This window comes from Delftia sp. RIT313 (genome assembly GCF_000632165.1).
Taxonomy (GTDB): domain Bacteria; phylum Pseudomonadota; class Gammaproteobacteria; order Burkholderiales; family Burkholderiaceae_C; genus Comamonas; species Comamonas acidovorans.
Genome location: NZ_JFYT01000065.1, coordinates 1 through 19,929, shown reverse-complemented (window position 1 = coordinate 19,929; position 19,929 = coordinate 1). Strand labels below are relative to the sequence as shown.

The 19,929-nt window shown below is 68.4% G+C and carries 21 protein-coding genes; 10 read left to right on the top strand and 11 right to left on the bottom strand.

Annotation, left to right across the window (positions count from 1 at the left end):
- Positions 1-2: 2 nt before the first annotated feature.
- The 6 genes from BW39_RS19870 (at position 3) to BW39_RS19845 (ending at position 6,280) form a co-directional block, all read left to right on the top strand.
- Positions 3-1,070 (top strand): branched-chain amino acid ABC transporter permease, encoded by a 1,068-nt coding sequence (locus tag BW39_RS19870; RefSeq protein WP_043823847.1) that lies wholly within the window; start codon positions 3-5, stop codon positions 1,068-1,070.
- 52 nt (positions 1,071-1,122) lie between these two features.
- Complete coding sequence (locus tag BW39_RS19865) at positions 1,123-3,327, top strand: 3-hydroxybutyrate oligomer hydrolase family protein (protein ID WP_043823846.1); 2,205 nt, start codon at positions 1,123-1,125, stop codon at positions 3,325-3,327.
- 65 nt (positions 3,328-3,392) lie between these two features.
- The gene (locus BW39_RS19860; protein ID WP_043823845.1) at positions 3,393-4,301 is read left to right on the top strand and encodes an alpha/beta fold hydrolase; all 909 of its coding nucleotides are present in this window, start codon (positions 3,393-3,395) and stop codon (positions 4,299-4,301) included.
- A gap of 110 nt (positions 4,302-4,411) precedes the next feature.
- A complete protein-coding gene (locus tag BW39_RS19855) occupies positions 4,412-5,407 on the top strand; it encodes a rhodanese-like domain-containing protein (protein ID WP_012204475.1) in 996 nt (331 codons plus the stop codon).
- A 264-nt stretch (positions 5,408-5,671) separates the two neighbouring features.
- Positions 5,672-5,992 (top strand): hypothetical protein, encoded by a 321-nt coding sequence (locus tag BW39_RS19850; RefSeq protein WP_013803323.1) that lies wholly within the window; start codon positions 5,672-5,674, stop codon positions 5,990-5,992.
- 69 nt (positions 5,993-6,061) lie between these two features.
- Positions 6,062-6,280, top strand: a complete 219-nt coding sequence (locus BW39_RS19845) for a hypothetical protein (RefSeq protein WP_013803322.1) — start codon at positions 6,062-6,064, stop codon at positions 6,278-6,280.
- Between the two features lie 104 nt (positions 6,281-6,384).
- Here the strand turns inward: BW39_RS19845 and BW39_RS31755 are convergent, their stop codons facing one another.
- The 4 genes from BW39_RS31755 to hemH form a co-directional block, all read right to left on the bottom strand.
- A complete protein-coding gene (locus tag BW39_RS31755) occupies positions 6,385-6,558 on the bottom strand; it encodes a hypothetical protein (RefSeq protein ID WP_192368150.1) in 174 nt (57 codons plus the stop codon).
- An 11-nt stretch (positions 6,559-6,569) separates the two neighbouring features.
- Positions 6,570-7,667, bottom strand: coding sequence for a YeeE/YedE thiosulfate transporter family protein (locus BW39_RS19840; RefSeq protein WP_043823824.1), 1,098 nt, complete (start codon positions 7,665-7,667; stop codon positions 6,570-6,572).
- Between the two features lie 93 nt (positions 7,668-7,760).
- Positions 7,761-8,735, bottom strand: coding sequence for a sulfurtransferase (locus BW39_RS19835; protein ID WP_043823823.1), 975 nt, complete (start codon positions 8,733-8,735; stop codon positions 7,761-7,763).
- A 146-nt stretch (positions 8,736-8,881) separates the two neighbouring features.
- Positions 8,882-9,979, bottom strand: a complete 1,098-nt coding sequence (gene hemH / locus BW39_RS19830) for a ferrochelatase (RefSeq protein WP_043823822.1) — start codon at positions 9,977-9,979, stop codon at positions 8,882-8,884.
- A gap of 91 nt (positions 9,980-10,070) precedes the next feature.
- Here hemH and BW39_RS19825 point away from each other — a divergent pair, with 91 nt between their 5' ends.
- The 3 genes from BW39_RS19825 to BW39_RS19815 are packed head-to-tail and all read left to right on the top strand — an operon-like array spanning position 10,071 to position 11,974.
- The gene (locus tag BW39_RS19825) at positions 10,071-10,841 is read left to right on the top strand and encodes an HAD family hydrolase (RefSeq protein WP_043823821.1); all 771 of its coding nucleotides are present in this window, start codon (positions 10,071-10,073) and stop codon (positions 10,839-10,841) included.
- 30 nt (positions 10,842-10,871) lie between these two features.
- Positions 10,872-11,705 carry a DUF2189 domain-containing protein gene (locus BW39_RS19820; protein ID WP_043823820.1) on the top strand — a complete coding sequence of 278 codons (834 nt, stop codon included), beginning with the start codon at positions 10,872-10,874 and terminating at the stop codon, positions 11,703-11,705.
- 56 nt (positions 11,706-11,761) lie between these two features.
- Positions 11,762-11,974, top strand: coding sequence for a DUF2788 domain-containing protein (locus tag BW39_RS19815; RefSeq protein ID WP_012204482.1), 213 nt, complete (start codon positions 11,762-11,764; stop codon positions 11,972-11,974).
- A gap of 174 nt (positions 11,975-12,148) precedes the next feature.
- Here the strand turns inward: BW39_RS19815 and BW39_RS19810 are convergent, their stop codons facing one another.
- From BW39_RS19810 to BW39_RS19800, 3 genes are all read right to left on the bottom strand, one after another.
- Entirely contained in the window at positions 12,149-13,132 is a 984-nt protein-coding gene (locus BW39_RS19810; protein ID WP_043823819.1) for a tripartite tricarboxylate transporter substrate binding protein BugD, read from the bottom strand.
- A 132-nt stretch (positions 13,133-13,264) separates the two neighbouring features.
- On the bottom strand, positions 13,265-14,128 hold the full coding sequence (locus tag BW39_RS19805) for an NAD(P)-dependent oxidoreductase (protein WP_043823818.1): 864 nt from the start codon (positions 14,126-14,128) through the stop codon (positions 13,265-13,267).
- Positions 14,129-14,138: 10 nt separating this feature from the next.
- The gene (locus BW39_RS19800; RefSeq protein WP_012204485.1) at positions 14,139-14,537 is read right to left on the bottom strand and encodes a carboxymuconolactone decarboxylase family protein; all 399 of its coding nucleotides are present in this window, start codon (positions 14,535-14,537) and stop codon (positions 14,139-14,141) included.
- 167 nt (positions 14,538-14,704) lie between these two features.
- Here BW39_RS19800 and BW39_RS19795 point away from each other — a divergent pair, with 167 nt between their 5' ends.
- Complete coding sequence (locus BW39_RS19795) at positions 14,705-15,388, top strand: GntR family transcriptional regulator (RefSeq protein ID WP_043823817.1); 684 nt, start codon at positions 14,705-14,707, stop codon at positions 15,386-15,388.
- A 39-nt stretch (positions 15,389-15,427) separates the two neighbouring features.
- Here BW39_RS19795 and BW39_RS19790 read toward each other — a convergent pair whose 3' ends face one another.
- The 4 genes from BW39_RS19790 to hpnC form a co-directional block, all read right to left on the bottom strand.
- Positions 15,428-16,447 carry a Bug family tripartite tricarboxylate transporter substrate binding protein gene (locus tag BW39_RS19790; RefSeq protein ID WP_043823816.1) on the bottom strand — a complete coding sequence of 340 codons (1,020 nt, stop codon included), beginning with the start codon at positions 16,445-16,447 and terminating at the stop codon, positions 15,428-15,430.
- 123 nt (positions 16,448-16,570) lie between these two features.
- Entirely contained in the window at positions 16,571-17,959 is a 1,389-nt protein-coding gene (hpnE, locus tag BW39_RS19785; RefSeq protein WP_043823844.1) for a hydroxysqualene dehydroxylase HpnE, read from the bottom strand.
- Positions 17,956-18,801, bottom strand: coding sequence for a presqualene diphosphate synthase HpnD (hpnD, locus tag BW39_RS19780; RefSeq protein ID WP_012204489.1), 846 nt, complete (start codon positions 18,799-18,801; stop codon positions 17,956-17,958). The genes hpnE and hpnD overlap by 4 nt, the downstream gene beginning before the upstream one ends.
- A 67-nt stretch (positions 18,802-18,868) precedes the next feature.
- Positions 18,869-19,834 carry a squalene synthase HpnC gene (hpnC, locus tag BW39_RS19775; RefSeq protein WP_442854787.1) on the bottom strand — a complete coding sequence of 322 codons (966 nt, stop codon included), beginning with the start codon at positions 19,832-19,834 and terminating at the stop codon, positions 18,869-18,871.
- Positions 19,835-19,929: the final 95 nt, after the last annotated feature.

Genomic DNA, 19,929 nt, shown 5'->3' with positions numbered 1-19,929 from the left:
ACATGCTCAACCGATTGCTTTCCGGCGACCTGCCGCGCAGCCGCGTGCTGGCGGTGCTGCTGCTGTTGATCTTCGTGGGGCTGGCGGCGGCGCCCTTCGTGTTCCCTGGCGTGAAGGCGCTGAACGTGGCGGCCAAGGTGCTGATCTTCGTGGTGCTGGTGGCCAGCTTCGATCTGCTGCTGGGTTACACCGGCATCGTGAGCTTTGCGCACACCATGTTCTTCGGCATTGGCGCCTATGGCGTGGCGATTGCATCGTCGCGCATGGGCGCGGGCTGGGGTGCGCTGGCGCTGGGCCTGGCCGCGGCGCTGCTGGTGTCGCTGCTGCTGTCGCTGGCCATCGGCCTGTTCTCGCTGCGGGTGCGGGCCATCTTCTTTGCCATGATCACGCTGGCCGTGGCGGCGGCGTTCCAGACGCTGGCCTCCCAACTGTCGGAATGGACGGGCGGGGAAGACGGGCTGAGCTTCAAGCTGCCCGAGTGGCTGTCGCCCAGCTTCGAGCCGTTCGAGAACGAGGTGCTGGGCGTGCTGATCGACGGGCGCATCATCACCTACTACCTGCTGTTCGTGCTGGCCGTGGTGCTGGTGCTGGCGCTGCTGCGCATCGTCAATTCCCCGTTCGGCCGCGTGCTGCAGGCCATCCGCGAGAACGAGTTCCGTGCCGAGGCCATCGGCTACCGCGTGGTGGTGTACCGCACCCTCTCCAGCGTGCTGTCGGCCCTGTTCGCATGCGTGGCCGGGGCCATGCTGGCGCTGTGGCTGCGCTATAACGGGCCAGATACCTCGCTGTCGTTCGAGATCATGATGGACTGCCTGCTGATCGTGGTGATCGGCGGCATGGGCACCATCTATGGCGCGGCGATCGGCTCGGTGCTGTTCCTCATTGCCCAGAGCTATCTGCAGGACCTGCTGCGCGTGGCCAGCGAGGCCGCGCACAGCCTGCCCTGGCTGGCCGCGCTGCTGTCGCCCGACCGCTGGCTGCTGTGGCTGGGCGTGCTGTTCGTGTTGTCGGTCTACTATTTCCCCACGGGCGTCGTGGGGCGTCTGCGTTCTTCCCGCGCCGGAGCCTGACCAGGGCCCCTGGCGCATTCGTGCATCAGAGAACTACCACAAGGAGATGGGCATGTTGAAGCGTGAAGAGATGGTGTCGTCGATTCCTGCAACCCCCTGGCGCTGGGCCTTCACGGCGCTGGCGGCTGCCGCACTGGCGGCCTGCGGCAGCGGCGAGCATGAGCCCAGCAACGATCTGCCCAAGGGCTTTACCGAACTGGGCGCCACGGTGTATCCGGCCACGGCCACCGGCACGGGCGCCACGGCAGCCACGCAGGACTTGCTGACGGGCGGCCTGGGCAAGACCGGCCTGGGCGCCGCAGCCGCGCCCCTGTACGCGGACCCTGCCAATCCCACGGCGGCGGAGCTGCGGCGCAATGCGCTGTACTCCAACTACCGGGGCATCCTGGACCCCACGGCGGGCGGCGGCTACGGCACGCTGTACGGCCCCAACATCACGGCAGACGGGCAGGTGACTGCGGGCGAAGGGCTGATCCCCGGGCGCGAGTACCTGGCCGTGCTGGACGACGGCACGGGCCGCAAGCAGACCATGGTGGCCGTGCAGGTGCCGGACAGTTTTGACCGCAACCGGCCGTGCATCGTGCTGGGCCCGTCCTCTGGCTCGCGCGGCGTGTATGGCGCCATCGGCACGGCGGGCGAGTGGGGCCTGAAGAAGGGCTGCGCCGTGGCGCTGACCGATGCGGGCAAGGGCGTGGGCCTGCACAACCTGAGCGACGACACCGTCAACAAGCTGGACGGCACGCGCGCCACGCGCACGGATGCGGGCAGCCTGTCCTTCTTTGCCGCACGGCTGACCGATGCGGCGCGCGCCGCCTACAACGCGGCGTTTCCCAACCGCATCGCCATCAAGCACGCGCATTCCCAGCAGAACCCCGAAAAGGACTGGGGCAACGACACGCTGGCCGCGGCCCGCTATGCGCTGTACGTGCTCAATGCCCGCTATGGCACCACGCAGGACCCCGTGCCCTTCGGCAAGGACAACACGCTGGTGCTGGCGGGCTCGGCCTCCAACGGCGGCGCGGCCGTGCTGCGTGCGGCCGAGCTGGATGCGGACGGCCTGATCGACGGCGTGGTGGCCTCCGAGCCCGTGACCGAGATGCCCACGCGCCAGGGCTACACCATTGCCGTGGGCAATGCGACCATGCCCAACCCGGGCCGCACGCTGGCCGAGTACACCACCTACGGCAACATCTACCAGCCCTGCGCGGCGCTGGCCCCCGATGCGGCGCTGACCGAGACATCCATCTTCAACTACATAGGCCTCACGGCCATGACGGCGCGGGCCGAGGCACGCTGCACCAGCCTGGCCGCCAAGGGCCTGGTCATTGGCAGCACCACGGCCGACCGCGCCGCCAATGCACTGAGCAAGCTGCGCCTGTACGGCTGGACGCGCGACCATGACGCCATGCACAACGCCCACTACGCGCTGGGCAACGGCCCCATCCTGTCGGCCATGTACACCATGGCCTATGGCCGGTTTGGCGTGGATGCCAACCTGTGCCGCACCAGCTTTGCGGCCGCCAATGCCACGGGCGACGTGGTGCCCGCCACGGGGGCCGCGCTGGCCCAGAGCTTTGCCACGGCCAATGGAACGGCCAACGGCACGCCCGCCACGGTGGTCTACAACGACTCGGTGGGCGGGGCCAAGGCCTGGCAGTTTGCCGTGTCGCCCTCCACGCGCGTGGCCGACCTGGGCCTGGATAACGCGCTGTGCCAGCACGCGCTGGTGACGGGCTTCGATCCGGTGACCGGCTTCAATCTCTCCGAAAGCAGCGTGCCCACGCGTGCCCAGAGCGACGCCGTGCGCGCCGGCATCAACGAGGTGCTGCACACCGCCAAGTTGCGCGGCAAGCCCACCATCATCGTGGCGGGCCGCAGCGATGCGCTGGTGCCGGTCAACCACAATGCGCGCGCCTACACGGTGCTCAACCGGGGGCTGGACGGCAGCAACACGCGGCTGCGCTATATCGAGGTGGTGAATGCCCAGCACTTCGATGCCTTCCTGCCGTTCTCCGGCTTCGACACGCGCTTCGTGCCGCTGCATCCGTACTTCAACCAGGCCATGGATGCCGTGTGGGCCAACCTGCGCAGCAGCACCGCGCTGCCCGCCAGCCAGGTGGTGCGCACCACGCCGCGCGGCGGCCAGCCGGGCGCGGCGCCCGCCATCACGGCGGCCCAGGTGCCGCCCTTCGTGGCGCGGCCCAGCACGGCCAACACCATCGAGGTCAGCGACGGGCTGATCCGCATCCCTGAGTGAGCCAGGCCCTGGAGCGGCCGGCGGCCAAGGCGGCCGGCCGCTCCTGCACAGCAGAGATTTCTCCCATGGCTTCCAAAGCATCTCCCTCATCCGCGCCCGTACCCGCTTCCTGCTACACGCAATGCGCGGGCTACGAGATCCACTACATGGACTGGCAGCCCGCGCCCGATGTGGCGCCAGCGGGCACCGTCGTCGCCTGGCACGGGCTGGCACGCACGGGGCGCGACATGGATGCACTGGCGCAGTTCCTGGCAGGCCAGGGCTGGCGCGTGATCTGCCCCGACACGCCGGGCCGGGGCCTGAGCCAGTGGAGCCGCGCGCCGCGCGAGGAATACCGGCTGGGCTTCTACGCCCGCATTGCGCGCGGGCTGTTCGATGCGCTGGGGCTGGAGCGCGCGCATTGGGTGGGCACGTCCATGGGCGGGGCGATTGGCACGGTCTGCGCCTCGGGCCTGTTCGAGCCGTCGCTGCGCGCACGCATTGCGACGCTGGTGCTCAATGACAACGCGCCGCAACTGGCCGAGTCGGCGCTGGCGCGCATCAAGGCCTATGCGGGCCAGCCCCCGGCCTTCGACACCGTGGGCGAGCTGGAGGCGTTCTTTCGCCAAGCCTACCGGCCCTATGGCTGGTTAAGCGACTCCGAGTGGCGCAAGCTCACCGAGACCAGCGTGCGCCGCCTGCCCGATGGGCGCGTCACGCCGCACTACGACCCGGCCATGATCGAGCAGTTCACGGCCCATGACGACGACTACGGCATCTGGCCGCATTACGACGCGCTGGAGATCCCCGTGCTGCTGCTGCGGGGCGTGGACTCGGACCTGGTGCTGCCCGAGGTGGCCGGGGAAATGACCAAGCGCGGCCCCGGTGCGCGCGGCCTGCTGCACTGGCAGGAGGTGCCCGGCTGCGGCCATGCGCCGGCGCTGAACGTGCCCGCGCACTGGCAATGGGTGCTGGAGCATCTGCAGCGCGGCTGAGCATCAACCCGGGCCGGGCGCGGATGTTGCTGCCGCGCTAGCATTTGCGACGGGTGCAGCCTCGCCTTCTTTTTCGGGCGCGGGCACCGTCTGGGCAAGAGAGGCCTGACATGGGTTTTCTGGTGGAGCTGATCCGCGAGTACGGCTTCGGCATCGTCTTTCTCAATGTGTTCGTCGAGCAGCTGGGTGCGCCGATTCCGGCCTACCCGGTGCTTGTCGTGACCGGCGCGCTGGAAGGCGCTGACTGGGTGCGCCTGCTGTGGCTGGTGGCCGTGGCCGTGAGCGCGGCGCTGATTGCCGATCTGTTCTGGTACCAGGCCGGCAAGGCCTATGGCCACCGGGTGCTGGGGCGCATCTGCCGCATCTCGCTGTCGCCCGATGCCTGCATCCGCCAGACCGAGACCGTCTACGGCCGCTGGGGTGCAAGGTCGCTGCTGGTGGCCAAGTTCGTGCCGGGGTTTGCCTCCATCGCCAGCGCGCTGGCCGGCGTCATGGGCACGCCGCTGCGCAGCTTCGTGCTGTATGACGGGCTGGGCGCGCTGATCTGGGTGGGCTCGGCCGTGTACCTGGGCTCGCTGTTCAGCTCCACGGTGGAAGACCTGCTGGGCGTGCTCACGGCGCTGGGCCAGTGGGGCCTGTTGCTGCTGGGCGTGGCGCTGGGGCTGTTCATCGTGCGCAAGTGGTGGCAGCGCCATCGCATGGTGCGTTCATTGCGCATGCCGCGCATGTCGGTGCGCGAACTGGCGGGCCTGCATGCCCAGGGCATGGAGCCCACGGTGATCGATGTGCGCGCCCTGCCGCAGTACCGCCAGGGCCATATCCCCGGCGCCCAGTCCTGGGAGCTGCGCCCGCGCGATGGCGGTGAGTCGCATGCGCACCTGCTGCCCCAGCACGACCATCCCCACGGGCTGGTGATCTACTGCGACTGCCCCAACGAGATATCCGCCGCCCGCCTGGCGCGCCAGCTGCAGCGCGCCGGCTTTGCCAATGTGCGCCCGTTGGTGGGCGGCCTCAAGGCCTGGCAGGCGGCTGGCTTCGACGTGGAAACCGCGCCGCTGCCCGTGACGGCCAGCGCGGACGAGGGGCCGGCGCCCAGCGTGCCGTAGTGGCTGAAGGTCCTCGGATTGCTGCCGGATTGAGGGCGAGAAAACGTTAACGTTCACACGAAGTTGATAACGAGTCGTCTGTTCTGGTAGAGACGTCAGCGGGCTGGACCTGAAGTGGTCCTTGCTCTCTCTCTGATGCGCTCCTCGCCCTATCGCTTGCCAAGATGCAGGATGGTCACCTAGCGTTTGCTGGTGCCTGAAGCGCGCCATGCTTCAATGTTTTAATTTGTTACTATTGCCGTTCATTTGAATGAGGGCATGGTCATGACATTGCTGATTCTCTTGATTCTTGGCGCTGTTGGATATTTCTATTTGGCGCATGTCTTGAATGAGAAGAAGAGGGCGCGGCTTATGGAGAAGTACGGCGATGCGGACATTGTCGAGCGCATCATGAAAAAGATGTTCTGGCAGGGGCAGACAGAGGAGCAGCTATGCGATTCGCTTGGAAGCCCAGTCGACATCGACTCCAAGGTCATGAAGACGAGACATCGTCAGGTGTGGAAGTACCAGCCCTCAGGCCGGAACCGGTATCGGCTGCGTATCACGGTGGATGACGGGTATGTCGTCGGATGGGATCACAAATAGGCAGCTTCCTCGTCTCACCCGTTGCAGTTCAATTTTTTATCCTTGTCTCAGGTTCGTTCCAGAAGAAATATGAAGTACGTTGTCTACATCGGCGCCGTGATGGGTGTCTTTTTCATGCTCTCAACCATTGGCGTCCAGGGAGCACCGCAAGAGGCGGCACTTGCAGCTATGGCCTGTGCTTTTTGCATCATCCCCTACGTTGTTTTCAGGGTCCGGCAGTCGGCGGTGGAAGAAGAGCAAAGGAAGAAGATCATCGAGTTGCTGAGAGTCATCGCTCAAGACAAATAAAACCTGGTCCTGAGGGGGCGTGCGAAGCAAAAAAGCCCCTTGGCACTGCCAAGGGGCTTTTTCATTCAGGCGAATTCAGTCGTGAGGTCCTGCCATCAGCAGACCTATTTGCCCGCCGGCATCGAGCAGTGCCCGCCTTGCGTGGCCTTGCCCGAGCCAGCCGCGATCAGCGGCGCCTCGAAGCGCAGGTCCACGCGCGGCGAGTGCAGGTGGTCCCAGGCCAGGAAGAGCACCAGCACGGCCCAGAAGACCGCGCGCAGGGTGTTTTGCTGTGTCATGGCGGGTCCTCTCAGAAATTGAAATGGCGGCGGATGCGCAGGCCGAAGATGGTGCCGGCAAAGGCCAGCGGCACCCAGATCCAGCCGTGGATGCTGCCCGTGGAGATGCCCGAGAGCATGGCGCCCACGTTGCAGCCGAAGGCCAGGCGCGAGCTGTAGCCCAGCACCAGGCCGGCCACCAGGGCCACCATCCATTGCGTGCCCGTGAGCGGCTTGGCATTGACGGGCTTGGCGGCGGCCACCCACAGGGCGCCGCCCAGGATGCCGATGTTGGTGATGCTGGTCACGTCCAGCAGAACGGTCTCGTGCAGGCGCGCGGCGTTGCCGGGCTGGCTCCAGAACCAGTTGCCGGCCAGGTCCACAGCGCCTGTGGCGTTGGCGATCTTGGCGGCCCACAGGCCGAAGCCGTAGACCACGCCCCAGGGCTGGCCCGCAATGACGAGGTTGAGCGTGGCCAGCACGGCCAGCAGCACCGCGCCCACCACCCACTTGCGCACGAACAGCGGCTTGGCCGGGCGCTTGAGTGCCATGTTGGCGCCACGCACATACCAGGCCACGCCCAGCGCAACCACGGCCAGCGCCGCCAGCGTGGCCAGCAGGGCAGGGGCCCAGCCCCAGGCCGTGACCAGGCCCACGGGCTGGGTGTTGCCCAGGTCCAGCCACCAGCCCAGGTGCAGGCTGCCCAGGAAGCTGCCGATGGCAAACACGGGCAGGATGGCCGCGTTCATGGGAATGCCCATGCCGGCCTTGTACAGCGTGCCGCTGCCGCAGCCGTCTGCAATCTGCATGCACAGGCCGAAGACGAAGGCGCCCACCAGCAGGCTGATGCTGGGCGGGCCCAGGGCGGCCGTGAGTTCGGGATAGTGGCCCAGCAGCGGCATGGCCAGCGCGGCGGCCAGCGCCAGCAGCAGCAACTGGCCGAAGACGCCGCTGGCGTCCTTGTCCTCGATCAGCATGCGCCAGCCCGTGGTGAAGCCGAAGCGCTTGCCGGCCAGCACCGCGCCCAGGCCCAGGCCCACGGCGAACAGCGCGGCCTGGCGCACCGAGACGCTCCACAGCAGCCAGCCAAAGAAAACGGCCAGGATGGCCGCAAGAGGAAGTCGTTTCATATCATTTTTCTCCATGCAGTCGCCCTCCCCCGCGAAGCGGGTAGAGAGGCGCCGTGCCACGGGGGGGAGGCGCGCAAGCGCCTCAAGGGGTGTTTATTTGAACTTTTTTTCCCACCACTGCTTGGCGTCGTAGGCCAGGGATTCGGCGCGGCCGGGCTGGTTGGCCATGGGCGGTGCATCGGCCTGCTGCGTCCAGTCCACCATGGAGCCCGCATACAGCTTGACGCCCGGCAGGCCCGCGACTTCGGACAGGCCGAACCAGTCGGTGGCCGCCCAGTGGCCGGTGTTGCAGAAGGCCACCATGTCCTGGCCCTGCTCGCGCTTGACCTTGGCCGCGATCTGCTTGGCCGTGGCCGTATCGACAAAGGTGGAGGTGCCGGGCACGAACCACTGGTTGAAGTCCAGCTGCTGCGCGCCGGGCAGGGTGCCCGAGATCTTGGCGGCAGGCGCGCGCGTCTTGCCCTGGTAGAAGGCGTCGGGGCGCGAGTCCACCAGGGCGGCGTTGCTGAGCCTGACGTGCTGGCCCACGTCCTCGCGCGTGGCGATCAGGCTGGTGTCGAGCTGGGGCTGGTAGCTGCTGCGAGCGACTTTGACGGCCTCGTTGTCCTGCGGGAGCTTTTGCTCGTTCCAGGCCTTCATGCCGCCGTTGAGCACGGACAGCTCCTTGAGGCCCAGCAGCTTGAGCGTCCAGTACACGCGCGCTGCGGCGCCGAAGTCGGTGGCGTCCGCGCCCGAGGAGACCACGATGGCGTGGGTGGCCGGCGTCAGCCCCAGGGACTGCACGAGTTCGGTGAGCTTGGGCAGCTCGGGCAGTTCGCCGGGATTGGTGGCGGGGCCGCGCCATTTGCCGTAGGGGGCGTTGAGCGCGCCGGGAATGTGGCGCTCGCCATAGGCCTTGGGGTCGCGGATGTCGATGATGCGCACGGCGTCCTGGCCGGCGGCGGCCTGCACGCCGGCAGGGGTGAGCAGGGGCTCGGCGGCGTGGGCCGTGCCGAAGGCGGTGCAGGCAAGGCCCAGCGCCAGCAGCGGGGCCGCCAGGCGCAGAGCGGGGGAAAAGGTCTTGGTCATGATGGCTGGGGCCGGTCATGGAAGACCGGCGGAACAAGCAACTGGAGTGCAATTGTCCCGCTTGCAGCATCTATATACAAAGACGCTTATGCATTCTGCTCATGAGGCAGGGTTATATGGCGCGGCGCAGAAGATGCAGAACGGCCTCAGCGCTGTGCGCCCACGGCCTTGGCGCGCTCCAGGCTGGCGTCGAGTTCGGCCTGCGGCGCCTTCTGCGTGGGCCAGCCCTGCATATGCTGCTGGGCGATGCGGCTCAGCGCCGTGATCCAGGGCGCGCTGTCGTTGAGGCAGGCAATGAACTCGAACTGCTCGCCACCGGCATGCAGGAAGGCCTCGCGCGCTTCCTGGCTGATTTCCTCCAGCGTTTCCAGGCAGTCGCTGGTGAATCCGGGGCAGACCACGTCCACCCGTTTGGTGCCGCTGCGTGCCAGCTCGATCAGCGAGGGCTCGGTATAGGGTTCCAGCCATTTGGCCTTGCCAAAGCGCGACTGGAAGGTCACCAGGTATTGCGAGGGCGACAGGCCCAGGCGCTCGGCCAGCAGGCGTGCGGTCTTGCGCGATTCGCAGTGGTAGGGGTCGCCCAGGTGCAGCGTGCGTTCGGGCACGCCGTGAAAGCTCATGACCAGTTTCTCGCCACGGCCGTTGCCGCGCCAGTGGGCCTCGATGCGCTGGGCCAGCGCGTCGATGTAGGAAGCGTCGTCGTGGTAGCGGTTGACGAAGCGCAGCTCGGGGATGTGGCGCTGGGTGCGGGCCCAGTCGTAGACCGCGTCGAACACGCTGGCCGTGGTCGTGCCCGAGTACTGCGGGTACAGCGGCAGGATGAGGATGCGCGTGGCGCCCTCGGCCTTGAGGGCATCGAGCACGCTGGGGATGGACGGGTTGCCGTAGCGCATGGCATGGCGCACCAGCACGTTGTGCCCGGCCTCGCCCAGCCAGCCGCGCAGCAGCAGGGCCTGGCGCGCGCTCCAGTGCTGCAGGGGGGAGCCGTCCTTCTCATGCCAGACGGTGGCGTACTTGGCCGCCGACTTGGCCGGCCGCGTGCGCAGGATGATGCCGTGCAGGATGGGCAGCCAGGCAATCCTGGGGATCTCGACCACGCGGTCGTCGCCCAGGAACTGCGCCAGGTAGCGGCGCACGGCCGGGGCCGTGGGCGCATCGGGCGTTCCAAGGTTGCACAGCAGCACGGCGGTGCGCTGGGGTTGGTCGTGGCGGAATGGAGGTTCTGGCGCGAAGCGGGAAGGCATGGGGCCGATTGTGGCAGGACGGAGCCGCCTGCCACGCGAGTCGGATGACCCGGCTGCAGCCGGCAACGGCTGCCTTCGCTATGCTCGAACCATGTCCCAAGCCACCATCGCCCCCCTCGCCGAATCCTCTCTTGACCCTGCATTGGCCGCCTTGCAGCAGCTGCGCCGCAGCGGCCGCATCCGCGCCATTTCCATCGACCTGGACGACACGCTGTGGCCCGTATGGCCAGCCATCTCGCGCGCCGAACAGGTGCTGCTGGACTGGCTGCACGCCCATGCGCCCACCACGGCCGCAGCGCTGCGCGACGTGGCCACCCTGCGCGCCATCCGCGTGCAGATCGAGCGTGACCGCCCGGACCTTGCCCACGACCTGAGCGGCTTGCGCCGCGAGTCCATCCGCCTGGCGCTGCAGCGCAATGGCGACGATGGCGGCCTGGCGGAAACGGCCTTCGATATCTTCTTTGCCGAGCGCCAGCGCGTGGACCTGTACGAGGACGCGCTGCCCACCCTGCAGTTCCTGGCCGCGCGCTGGCCCGTGGTGGCGCTGAGCAACGGCAACGCCAGCGTGCACGTGGTGGGCATTGGCGAGCATTTCCATGCCGCGCTGAGCGCCACCAAGGCCGGCATGGCCAAGCCCGATGTGCGCTTTTTCCACGCGGCGGCGGCAGCGGCAGGCGTGGCGCCTGACGAGGTGCTGCACATTGGCGACGACGCGCGGCTCGATGCGCTGGGCGCCATGGATGCGGGTATGCACGCAGTCTGGCTCAACCGCACGGGCGTAGCATGGCCTCACGAGGGGTCCACGCCCCACGTCACGGTGGCCAGCCTTGCGCAGTTGTGCCAGGGGCTGGCTGACAGCTGACCCTGCCTGCCCGCGAAGCCGCGCCATGCCATGCCCACCAGCCACAGCACCGCTTTCTTCCACCCCCCCGTCCTCCCCGCCGTGCGCAGCATCGGCTGGAAACACCCCCTGAGCTGGCTGGCGCGTGGCGCGCGCGACATGGCCAGGGCGCCCTGGCTGAGCCTGGCACATGGCCTGGTCTTGACCTTGATCGGGTTTTTGATCTTGACGCTGGGGCACAATCGCTTTTGGCTGATGGCCGGGGCCCTGTCGGGGTTCCTGATCGTCGGCCCTGTCGTGGCAACCAGCCTCTACGCCATCAGCCGTGCGCTGGAGCGTGGCGAGCGCGCCGACCTGTCCCTGGTGCACAGCACCTGGATGCGCTGGCAAAGCGGCCACGCTTCCAAGGCCGACGGGCAGGGCGGCTACTGGTGCCTGGTGCAGTTCGGGCTGCTGCTGTCGCTGGCGGCCACGGGCTGGGTGCTGGTGTCGGCCTCGCTGATCACCGTGCTCTCGCCCGTGCGCATCGCCACCCCGGCGGATTTCGTGCAGCACGTGGTGCTGGCCCGCGACGGGCAGTTGTTTGCGATATGGCTGGCGCTGGGCAGTTTTCTGGCAGCGCCTATTTTTGCGTCCAGCGTGGTGGCCATGCCGCTGATGCTGGACAGGCGGGTGACGGTGCGCCAGGCCGTGCTGACCAGTTGGTTGGCCGTGCTGGCCAACCCTGTGCCTCTGGCACTGTGGGCCGCCCTCATTGTGTTGTTGACCCTGCTGGGCCTGGGCAGCTGGCTGCTGGGACTGGTGGCCGTGATGCCCCTGCTTGGGCACGCGAGCTGGCACGCGTACCGCGATCTGGTCGATGCGTCGGCCTTCCCGGCGCGTTGAGCCGGGCGGGCCCGGACCGGCCGGGCCTGCAGGGTAGGATGTAGGACGGTGTTGTCGTGATATTCGGGTATACAGAAGAACAGATCGCCCATTTCTTCCTCACCTATGGCGTGGGGGCCTTCATCCTCTTCATGGTGTTCATCATCCTGCAGCTGGCGCGCCAGTCCAAGGCAGGAAAGTTCGGCACCTTCGTGATCTTCCTGGGCCTGGGTGTGGGCTTTGTCGGCTACATCGCCAAGATCGTTATCCAGTGGTGGATGGAAAAATGATCGTCACCCCCTGAGCCGCTGCGCGGCTTCCCCCTCTCTCGCTTCGCGGGAGGGGGACGACACCCTCGCGGCGGGGCGGCCCTTGCTCGGTGTCCCAGGCTTTGGGCTGCGTCGGGTTTTTGTGCCCTGCTCAGCGCGCCTATCTTCCTGGCCTGCCTGCTCCTTGCTGCGCCTCTATTCCGCCTTGGCCCCCGCAGCCTTGATCACTGGGTCCCAGCGCTTGATTTCGGCGGCGGTGTGCTGGCGCAGGGCGTCGGGGGTGAGGCGGTCTGCGGGCGGGATGATGACGCTCATGTCCGTGAAGCGCTTGACCAGGGCGGGCTCGGCCAGGGCGGTGCGCAGCGATTTGTTGAGGCGTTCGATGACGGCCTGGGGCGTGCCCCGCGGGGCGTAGAGGCCGTGCCATACGGCAAGCTCGAAGCCGGGCTGGCCTGCCTGCGCGAAGGTGGGCACATCGGGCAGGGAGGGCAGGCGTTCGCGCGTGGCGACGGCGTAGCCCTTGAGCATGCCCGCCTGTATGTGCGGGCCGGTGGCCACGGGCTGGTCGCAGATGACATCGACATTGCCTGCCACCAGGTCCTGCAGGGCCGGGCCCGTGCCACGGTAGGGCACCAGGGTGGCCTCGGTGGAGGTGGTCTGCAGCAGCAGCATGGCGCACAGGTGGGAGGTGGCGCCTACGCCGGCATGCGAGAAGCGCACTTCGCCCGGCTTGGCCTTCATGTGGGCGATGAAGTCCGCCAGCGTGGCGGGCGCAAAGCCTTTGCTGCGCACCAGGATCATGGGCACGTCGCCTGCCAGCGCGATGGGTTCCAGATCGCGCCTCACATCGAAAGCGAGCTTGCTGTAGAGCGCGGGTGCCGTGGCGATGCCCATGTTGTGCAGCAGCAGGGTGTGGCCGTCGGCCTGGGCACGTGTGACGCGGCTGGTGCCGATGGTGCCACCGGCGCCGCCCAGGTTCTCGACGATGACCTGCTGGCCCAGGTCGCGCGTCATGGCCTCGGCCAGCACGCGGGCCAGCACGTCGGTGGAGCCTCCGGCCGCGTAGGGAACGACGATGGTGACGGGCTTGTTGGGGAAGGCCAGGGCGGCAAGGCTGGCCGCTGACAGCGCGGCGGCGAGAAGGGTCTGGGCAAAGGGATTGCGGATGAGGGGGCGCATGGGTTTGTCTCCTGGAGGCGCGTGCAGGGGCCGCCGGCTCTGTGCGGCCGGTTGTCGGTGGCGTGTTTGGTGGCGTGAGGCAGTAAGGCAAGGGCCGCATGCGGCCCTTGACGACGGCGAGACGGCGCAGGCTCAGGCCGGGGCCACGTACCTGTACAGCTCGGTGTGGTCGGCGGCGGGTCCCAGGGACCTGGAAGCCTCGGCCGCCATGGCGCTGACCTGTTCGGCCAGTGCCATGGGCGTGTGCATGGCCTGGCCCAGCGACAGGGCAATGCCCACGTCCTTGGCCTGCAGCGCCAGCGAGAAGCCCGAGTTGAAGGCGCCGTTCAGCATGAACTGGTGGGCCTTGTTTTCGGTGGTGTTGTTCTTGCCGGTGGAGGCATTGATCACGTCCACGATGGTGGCCGGCGCAATGCCGAAGGCCGCGCCTGCATGGATGGCCTCGGCCGTGGCGATGAGGGCCGCTGCCGAGACATAGTTGTTCAGCGCCTTGAGCGCATGGCCCGCGCCGACGGGGCCGACATGGGTGATGGCCTGTCCCATGCGCTGCAGCAGCGGCAGGTGCTGGGCGAGCAGGTCCGCATCGCCCCCGACCATGATGGACAGCGTGCCCGCAATGGCGCGCTTGACGCCGCCGGAGACCGGCGCATCCAGCAGCCCGATGCCGCGCTCGCCCAGCAGGCCGGCCAGCGCCCGCGTGCGGTTGGGGTCGGCCGAGCTCATGTCGATGATGCAGGCGCCGGGCGGCAGGTGCGGTGCCAGTTCGCCGACCACGGCATCGACGATGCGGGAGTCGGGCAGCATGGTGAAGACCACGCTGCAGTCGGCAAAGTCGGCCGCGCCGGATGCCACGGCCACGCCCGCATGCTCCTGCGCGAATCGTGCGGTGGCGGCGGGCACGGCGTCCCGGATGACCAGGGCGTGGCCTGCGGCGTGCAGCAGGTGGGCCATGGGCTGGCCCATCATTCCGAGGCCGATGAATCCTATGGTGGTCATGCTGCGTGCCTCAGATGTCCATCTCTTTGAAGACTTCCGAAGCCACGCGGAAGGAGTCGATGGCGGCCGGCACGCCGCAGTAGATGGCGGTCTGCAGGAAGACCTCCTTGACCTCTTCCTTGGTCAGGCCGTTGTTGATGGCGCCGCGCACATGCAGCTTGAGTTCATGCGGGCGGTTCAGCGCCGTGATCATGGCCAGGTTCAGGAAGGAGCGCGTCCTGCGGTCCAGGCCGGGGCGGTTCCAGACATCGCCCCAGCAGTACTGGGTGACCAGCTCCTGCATGTCGATGTTGAAGTCCGTGGCGTTCTGGATGGACGCATCGACATACTCGGCGCCCAGCACCTCGCGGCGGGTGGACAGGCCCTGGTCGAAGAGGGCGGGGTTCTTGGGTGCATAGGCTCGGGTCATGAAAACTCCTGATGGAAGGCGGTGAAGATGTCTTTCGGTGGAGTGGATTTAATCAGATTGTCAGACAATCCTACTTAATGAAAATCGGGATTGCCTGCCGCGCCAGGTGTGTGTATGACAATCCGTCAGTCCGTTCGGCCCCTGGATTGGCGGGTAGGATTCGTCCCATGAACCAGATGCTGCGTGTCCCCCGCGAAGAAACGTCGCTGCGCCTGCGCACGACGCAGACCCTGCGCACGGCCATCCTCGATGGCGTGTTTGCGCCGGGCCAGAAGCTGTCCGAGCGCGAACTGTGCGAGAGCCTTGATGTGAGCCGTTCGTGCCTGCGCGAGTCGCTGCAGCACCTGCAGGCCGAGGGGCTGATCACCATCGTTCCGCACCGGGGCCCCGAGGTCACGGACATCTCGGTGCAGGAGGTGCGCGATATCTACGAGGTGCGGGCCAGCCTGGAGGGGCTGGCCAGCCGGGGCTTTGCGCTGCATGCCTCGGCAGGCCAGCGCGCCGCGCTGCGCGCCAAGCTGGGCGAGCTGGCCGTGCCCGCCGTGGCCAGCGACAAGGTGGCCCTGCTGGCGATCAAGAACCAGTTCTACGACATCCTGATCGAGGGCTGCGGCAATCTGGTGGCCGGCCAGATGCTGCGGCAGCTGAACAACCGCGTGACGGTGCTGCGGCGCATCTCCATGTCCCAGCCCGGGCGCCTGCCGCAGACGCTGGCCGAGCTGGATGCCATCGTGGCGGCAATAGAGCTGGGCGATGCGGACCAGGCTGCGCGCCTGAGCGCCGATCACGTGCAAAAGGCCGGCCAGGGCGTTCTGCGCGCCATGGCCGAGAAGGCAGGCCCGGCCAGCTGATGCCGGGGCCGGTGCCTGGGGGTGTCAGTCCGTGTGCGCTCAGTCCGGCTTGACCTGGGCGCGCTTGAGCACCTTTTGCCAGCGTGCCTGCTCGGTGGCAATGAACTGCGCGAACTGCTGGGGCGTGCTGCCGATGGGCTCGGCCGCATCGCCCTGCAGGCGCTTGAGCGCGTCGGGCGCCTTGACGGCCTTGGCGCATTCGGCGGCCAGCTTGTCCACGTGGGCTCGGGTCATGCTGGAGGGGGCGAGCATGCCGTACCACTGCGTCATCTCGAAGCCCGGGAAGCCCTGCTCGGCCACGGTGGGCACGTCGGGCAACTGGGGCAGGCGCTGGGTCGATCCCGTGGCGATGCAGCGCACCTTGCCCGCCTTGACGAAGGGCAGCAGGGCGGCGGCGCCCACGGAGGCGGCGTCCAGGCGGCCCGACATCAGGTCCGTCATCATCGGCCCCGTGCCGCGATAGGGCACGTGCAGCATGAAGATCTCGGCCGTCATCTTCAGGTACTCGAAGGCCAGGTGCCCGGCGCTGCCATTGCCGGCCGAGCCGTAGCTGAGCTGGCCCGGCTTTTTCTTGGCGTAGGCGATGAGTTCGCGCAGGTTCTTGACCGGCACATCGGGGTGGACCACGTACAGGCTGGGCACCTTGGCCAGCAGGCTGACGGGCTGGAAGTCCTTGTTCGCGTCGTAGGGCAGCTTGTCGAAGATGTAGGGATTGACGGCCAGGGTGCCGATGTGGCCCAGGATGACGGTGCTCTGGTCATCGGCGCGCGCCACTTCCTGCATGGCGATGTTGCCGGCCGCGCCGGGCTTGTTGTCCACGAAGACGTTCTGGCCCAGGGTCTTGGACAGCTCGGCCGCCGTGGAGCGTGCCACGATTTCCGAGCTGCCGCCCGGCGCAAAGGGCACGACAAAGCGGATGGGGCGCGTGGGCCAGGCGTCCTGCGCCAGCGCGGCCGCAGGCAGCAGGCCCGACAGGGCCATGGCGCCCGTGCCGGCCAGCAGTTGGCGGCGGCCGAGCGGGGGCAGGTCTGCGTGGTGAAGAAAGTCGCGCGAAGGCATGTCTGGTCTCCTGGCTATCGTTGTAGTGAATGGGCAGCGGATGCGGCGCCAGCGATGGTGGCGCCGGCGGCTGTCAATCTGCTGTCAAACCAGGGTCTGCAGGCTACGGAGATACCCGGGGGATCAGGCTTTTCCCTCGGCACCCAGGGCCTGGCCGATGGCCTCGGCCGCCTGCAGGCCGCTGCGCACGGCGCCTTCGATGGTGGCCGGATACGGTCCATCCACATGGTCGCCGCAGGCCCACAGGCCGTGGCCCAACTCCATGCCGGGGCGCTGCAGCTGCGGCAGGCAGGCGAAGGTGGCGCGCTTGTCGATCACGGTGCGCAGCGCTACCAGTCCATGCCAGCCCAACTGCGCCTGGGCCTGGGCCAGCACCTGGGCCTGCAGGGTTTCGCGGTCCGATGCGCTGTCGCTGATGACGAAGGCCATCAAGCCCTGCGGGCCGCCGAGTTGCCCACGGTCGAAGACGAATTGTGCAGGCGCATCGGGCGTGGAGCGCAGCGCCAGCCAGGGCGCGCCCGGGGGCAATGTGTGCGAGGCGTCAAAGGCCTGCGCATAGACGGTGGCAATGGGGCGGTGCTGCAGGTCCTGGGCCAGCTGCGCCCAGCGCTGCAGGGCTATGCTGTCGCGTGCAGGCAGGCTGTCGTGCTCGGCGGCGGTGAGTGCCAGGCGCGCCGCCTCGGGCGCGGGGCAGGCCAGCAGCACGGCGTCAAAGGGCGCGTCTTCGGCCTGGGCTGCGCCCAGCGTCCAGTGCGGTCCCTGGGGCTGCAGTTCTGCGACGCGGCTGCCCAGGCGCACGGCGTGGCCGCGCTCTTGCAGCCACTGCGCGGCCGGCGCCGGGAACAGGCTGCCCAGGTCACGGCGCGGCACCAGGAAATGCGAGCCGCCACGGCCGCTGAACAGCGCATCGCGCAGCACGCGAAGGAACACCGTGCCGCTGGCCAGGTGAATGGGCGTGTTGAGCGCCGAGATGCACAGCGGGTCGATGAACTCGCTGACCAGGCGCTGCGGCAGGCCGGCGCACAGGTCGGCCACGGTGGCCTGCGGCGCGCAGCGAAAGCCCGCCAGCCGCCAGCGCACGGCACGCGCCAGCAGGGCTGCACGCTCGCCCAGGCTCCAGCCGCGTGCGGTGGCAATGCCGGCCAGCGCATCCAGCGGCGCAGGCCAGTCGGGAAAGCGCAGGCCGCTGCCATCGGCATAGGGCAGGGCCATGGGCTGGCGGTGCAGCGCCCGTTCAGGGTCCACGCCCACTTCGCGCATGAGGCGCAGGCTTTCGGTGTAGGCACCGATGAGGATGTGCTGGCCGTTGTCCACGCGCAGCGGGCCCTGTGGCGTGTCGAGGTCCATGCCGCGCGCACGGCCGCCGGGCTCGCGTGCGGCCTCGTGCAATGTGATGTGCCAGCCGCTGCGCGCCAGCGTGAGGGCGGCCGCGAAGCCGGCCCAGCCGCCGCCGAGGATGGCGGCGCGCGGCTGAGCGGCGCGAGGCGTGTGCTTGGCGCTGTCTCTGCTCACCGCGCCATGCGCCCCAGCGCCTGCATCTTCCAGGCCAGCCACAGCTTGCGCAGCGGCGGCAGGCTGATGCGCTGGTGCAGCACGCGGAAGTCGTCGGCCTCGATCTCGCGCAGCAGGGTGCGGTAGATGCTGGCCATCATCAGGCCGGGCTTTTGCGTGCGGCGGTCGGCGGCGGGCAGCAGGGCCAGGGCCTCGTCGTAGAGGCGGTGGGCGCGCTCGGCCTGAAAGCGCATCAGCGCGGTGAAGCGGTCCGAGTATTCGCGCTTGGTGATCTCATGCGCCTTGACGTCGAACTGCTGCAGCTCGCTGATGGGCAGGTAGATGCGTCCGCGCATGGCGTCCTCGCCCACGTCGCGGATGATGTTGGTCAACTGGAAGGCCAGGCCCATCTTGTGGGCGTAGGCCGTGGTTTCTTCCTGTGTCTGGCCAAAGATGCGCGCGGCCACTTCGCCGACCACGCCTGCGACCAGGTGGCAGTAGCGCGTCAGGCCCTGGAAGTCCAGGTAGCGGGTCTGCTCCAGGTCCATGCGGCAGCCGTCGATGACCGCCTGCAGGTGGCGCTCCTCGATGCCGTAGACCGGGGCGTGCGGCATGAGCGCCCGCATCACGGGATGCGAGGGCTTGCCTGCAAAGGCCTGGTGCACTTCGTTTTGCCACCAGCCGAGCTTGGTGGCGGCCACGCCGGGGTCGGAGACTTCGTCCACCACGTCGTCCACTTCGCGGCAGAACGCATAAAAGGCGGTGATGGCCGCACGGCGCTCGCGCGGCAGGAAGAGGAAGGCGTAATAAAAGCTGCTGCCCGAGGCGGCGGCCTTGTCTTGGACGTACTGATCCGGATTCATATGGGGCCGGATTGTCCCATGGACGGCTTGGGGCCAAAGCCTGGGTGTCGCAACGGCCGGCCCGTCATCACATGCGCAGGGCGCGCCACAGCAGCAGCGGCGCATCGGCCTTGCCGACGGTGGGGCGGCGGTAGAGGCTGGCGCCCTGCAGCTCATCGACCTTGTCCAGGATGCGCAGCCCGCCCTGCACCACCAGACGCAGCTCCCAGCCGATGCGGCCCGGCAGGCGGTGCACCAGCGGTGCGCCAGACAGCATCAGGGCGCGCGCCCATGCCGATTGGTCGGCCAACAGCGCGCGCACGGCAGGGGTCAGTGCAGCGGGCTTGGCGCGCAGGTCTTCACGCCGCACGCCGTGGGCGGCGCAGTCTGCATCGGTCAGGTAGTGGCGCTGGCGTGGCAGGTCCACGCTGAAGTCCTGCCAGAAATTGATCAGTTGCAGGGCGGTGCAGATGGCGTCGCTGCGGGCCAGCGATTCGGCATCATCCACCCCGTACAGATGCAGCAGCAGCCGGCCCACGGGGTTGGCCGAGCGGCGGCAGTAGTCAAGCAGCTCGGCGCGGTCGGCGTAGGTGGTGCCGGATTCGGTCTTGTGCACGTCCTGCGCGAAGGCGCTGAGCAGGTCGCCCATCAGCGCCAGCGGCAGCTGGTGGGCGCGTACTTGCGGCGCCAGCCCTGCAAAGACAAGAGGCCAGGCCGTGCGGGCGAGCATGGAGGCCTCGCCTTCGGTGCCCAGCGCCATCAGGTCGGCACGGTAGGCGGCCAGCGCGGCCAGGCGCTCGGACGGCGTGGCGTCGCCCTCGTCGGCCAGATCGTCTGCAGTGCGTGCGAAGTGGTAGAGCGCGGCAATCGGCGGGCGCAAGCGGGGCGGGCACAGCCAGGACGCCACGGGAAAGTTCTCGTAGTGCGTGACCGGGGCGGGGGAGGGGGGGGGGGTGGTGCTGGCGGAGCCGTCGAGCCCGCCGCCCCCCTCGATCAGCACCCGGCCGCCCCCGCGCCCCGGCGCCCCTTCCAATCCCCCCCGCCAGCCCCGCATGCCCTGCCGCCCGCGGGCCCTGCGCCACCGCGAAAGGGGCGCCCGCCGTGCCCCCGAACTGGTCACCGCTGGCAATCAGCCCCTGGTGCGCGCGC

Coding starts and splice junctions, on each gene's coding strand:
- BW39_RS19835 (WP_043823823.1), bottom strand. CDS start 8,735: ATGACCAAGACCTTTTCCCCCGCTCTGCGCCTGGCGGCCCCGCTGCTG.
- BW39_RS19810 (WP_043823819.1), bottom strand. CDS start 13,132: ATGCGCCCCCTCATCCGCAATCCCTTTGCCCAGACCCTTCTCGCCGCC.
- hemH (WP_043823822.1), bottom strand. CDS start 9,979: ATGCCTTCCCGCTTCGCGCCAGAACCTCCATTCCGCCACGACCAACCC.
- BW39_RS19820 (WP_043823820.1), top strand. CDS start 10,872: ATGCCCACCAGCCACAGCACCGCTTTCTTCCACCCCCCCGTCCTCCCC.
- BW39_RS19860 (WP_043823845.1), top strand. CDS start 3,393: ATGGCTTCCAAAGCATCTCCCTCATCCGCGCCCGTACCCGCTTCCTGC.
- BW39_RS19790 (WP_043823816.1), bottom strand. CDS start 16,447: ATGCCTTCGCGCGACTTTCTTCACCACGCAGACCTGCCCCCGCTCGGC.
- BW39_RS19800 (WP_012204485.1), bottom strand. CDS start 14,537: ATGACCCGAGCCTATGCACCCAAGAACCCCGCCCTCTTCGACCAGGGC.
- BW39_RS19855 (WP_012204475.1), top strand. CDS start 4,412: ATGGGTTTTCTGGTGGAGCTGATCCGCGAGTACGGCTTCGGCATCGTC.
- BW39_RS19795 (WP_043823817.1), top strand. CDS start 14,705: ATGAACCAGATGCTGCGTGTCCCCCGCGAAGAAACGTCGCTGCGCCTG.
- BW39_RS19845 (WP_013803322.1), top strand. CDS start 6,062: ATGAAGTACGTTGTCTACATCGGCGCCGTGATGGGTGTCTTTTTCATG.
- BW39_RS19870 (WP_043823847.1), top strand. CDS start 3: ATGCTCAACCGATTGCTTTCCGGCGACCTGCCGCGCAGCCGCGTGCTG.
- BW39_RS19825 (WP_043823821.1), top strand. CDS start 10,071: ATGTCCCAAGCCACCATCGCCCCCCTCGCCGAATCCTCTCTTGACCCT.
- BW39_RS19805 (WP_043823818.1), bottom strand. CDS start 14,128: ATGACCACCATAGGATTCATCGGCCTCGGAATGATGGGCCAGCCCATG.
- BW39_RS31755 (WP_192368150.1), bottom strand. CDS start 6,558: ATGACACAGCAAAACACCCTGCGCGCGGTCTTCTGGGCCGTGCTGGTG.
- BW39_RS19850 (WP_013803323.1), top strand. CDS start 5,672: ATGACATTGCTGATTCTCTTGATTCTTGGCGCTGTTGGATATTTCTAT.
- hpnC (WP_442854787.1), bottom strand. CDS start 19,834: ATGCGGGGCTGGCGGGGGGGATTGGAAGGGGCGCCGGGGCGCGGGGGC.
- hpnD (WP_012204489.1), bottom strand. CDS start 18,801: ATGAATCCGGATCAGTACGTCCAAGACAAGGCCGCCGCCTCGGGCAGC.
- BW39_RS19865 (WP_043823846.1), top strand. CDS start 1,123: ATGTTGAAGCGTGAAGAGATGGTGTCGTCGATTCCTGCAACCCCCTGG.
- BW39_RS19840 (WP_043823824.1), bottom strand. CDS start 7,667: ATGAAACGACTTCCTCTTGCGGCCATCCTGGCCGTTTTCTTTGGCTGG.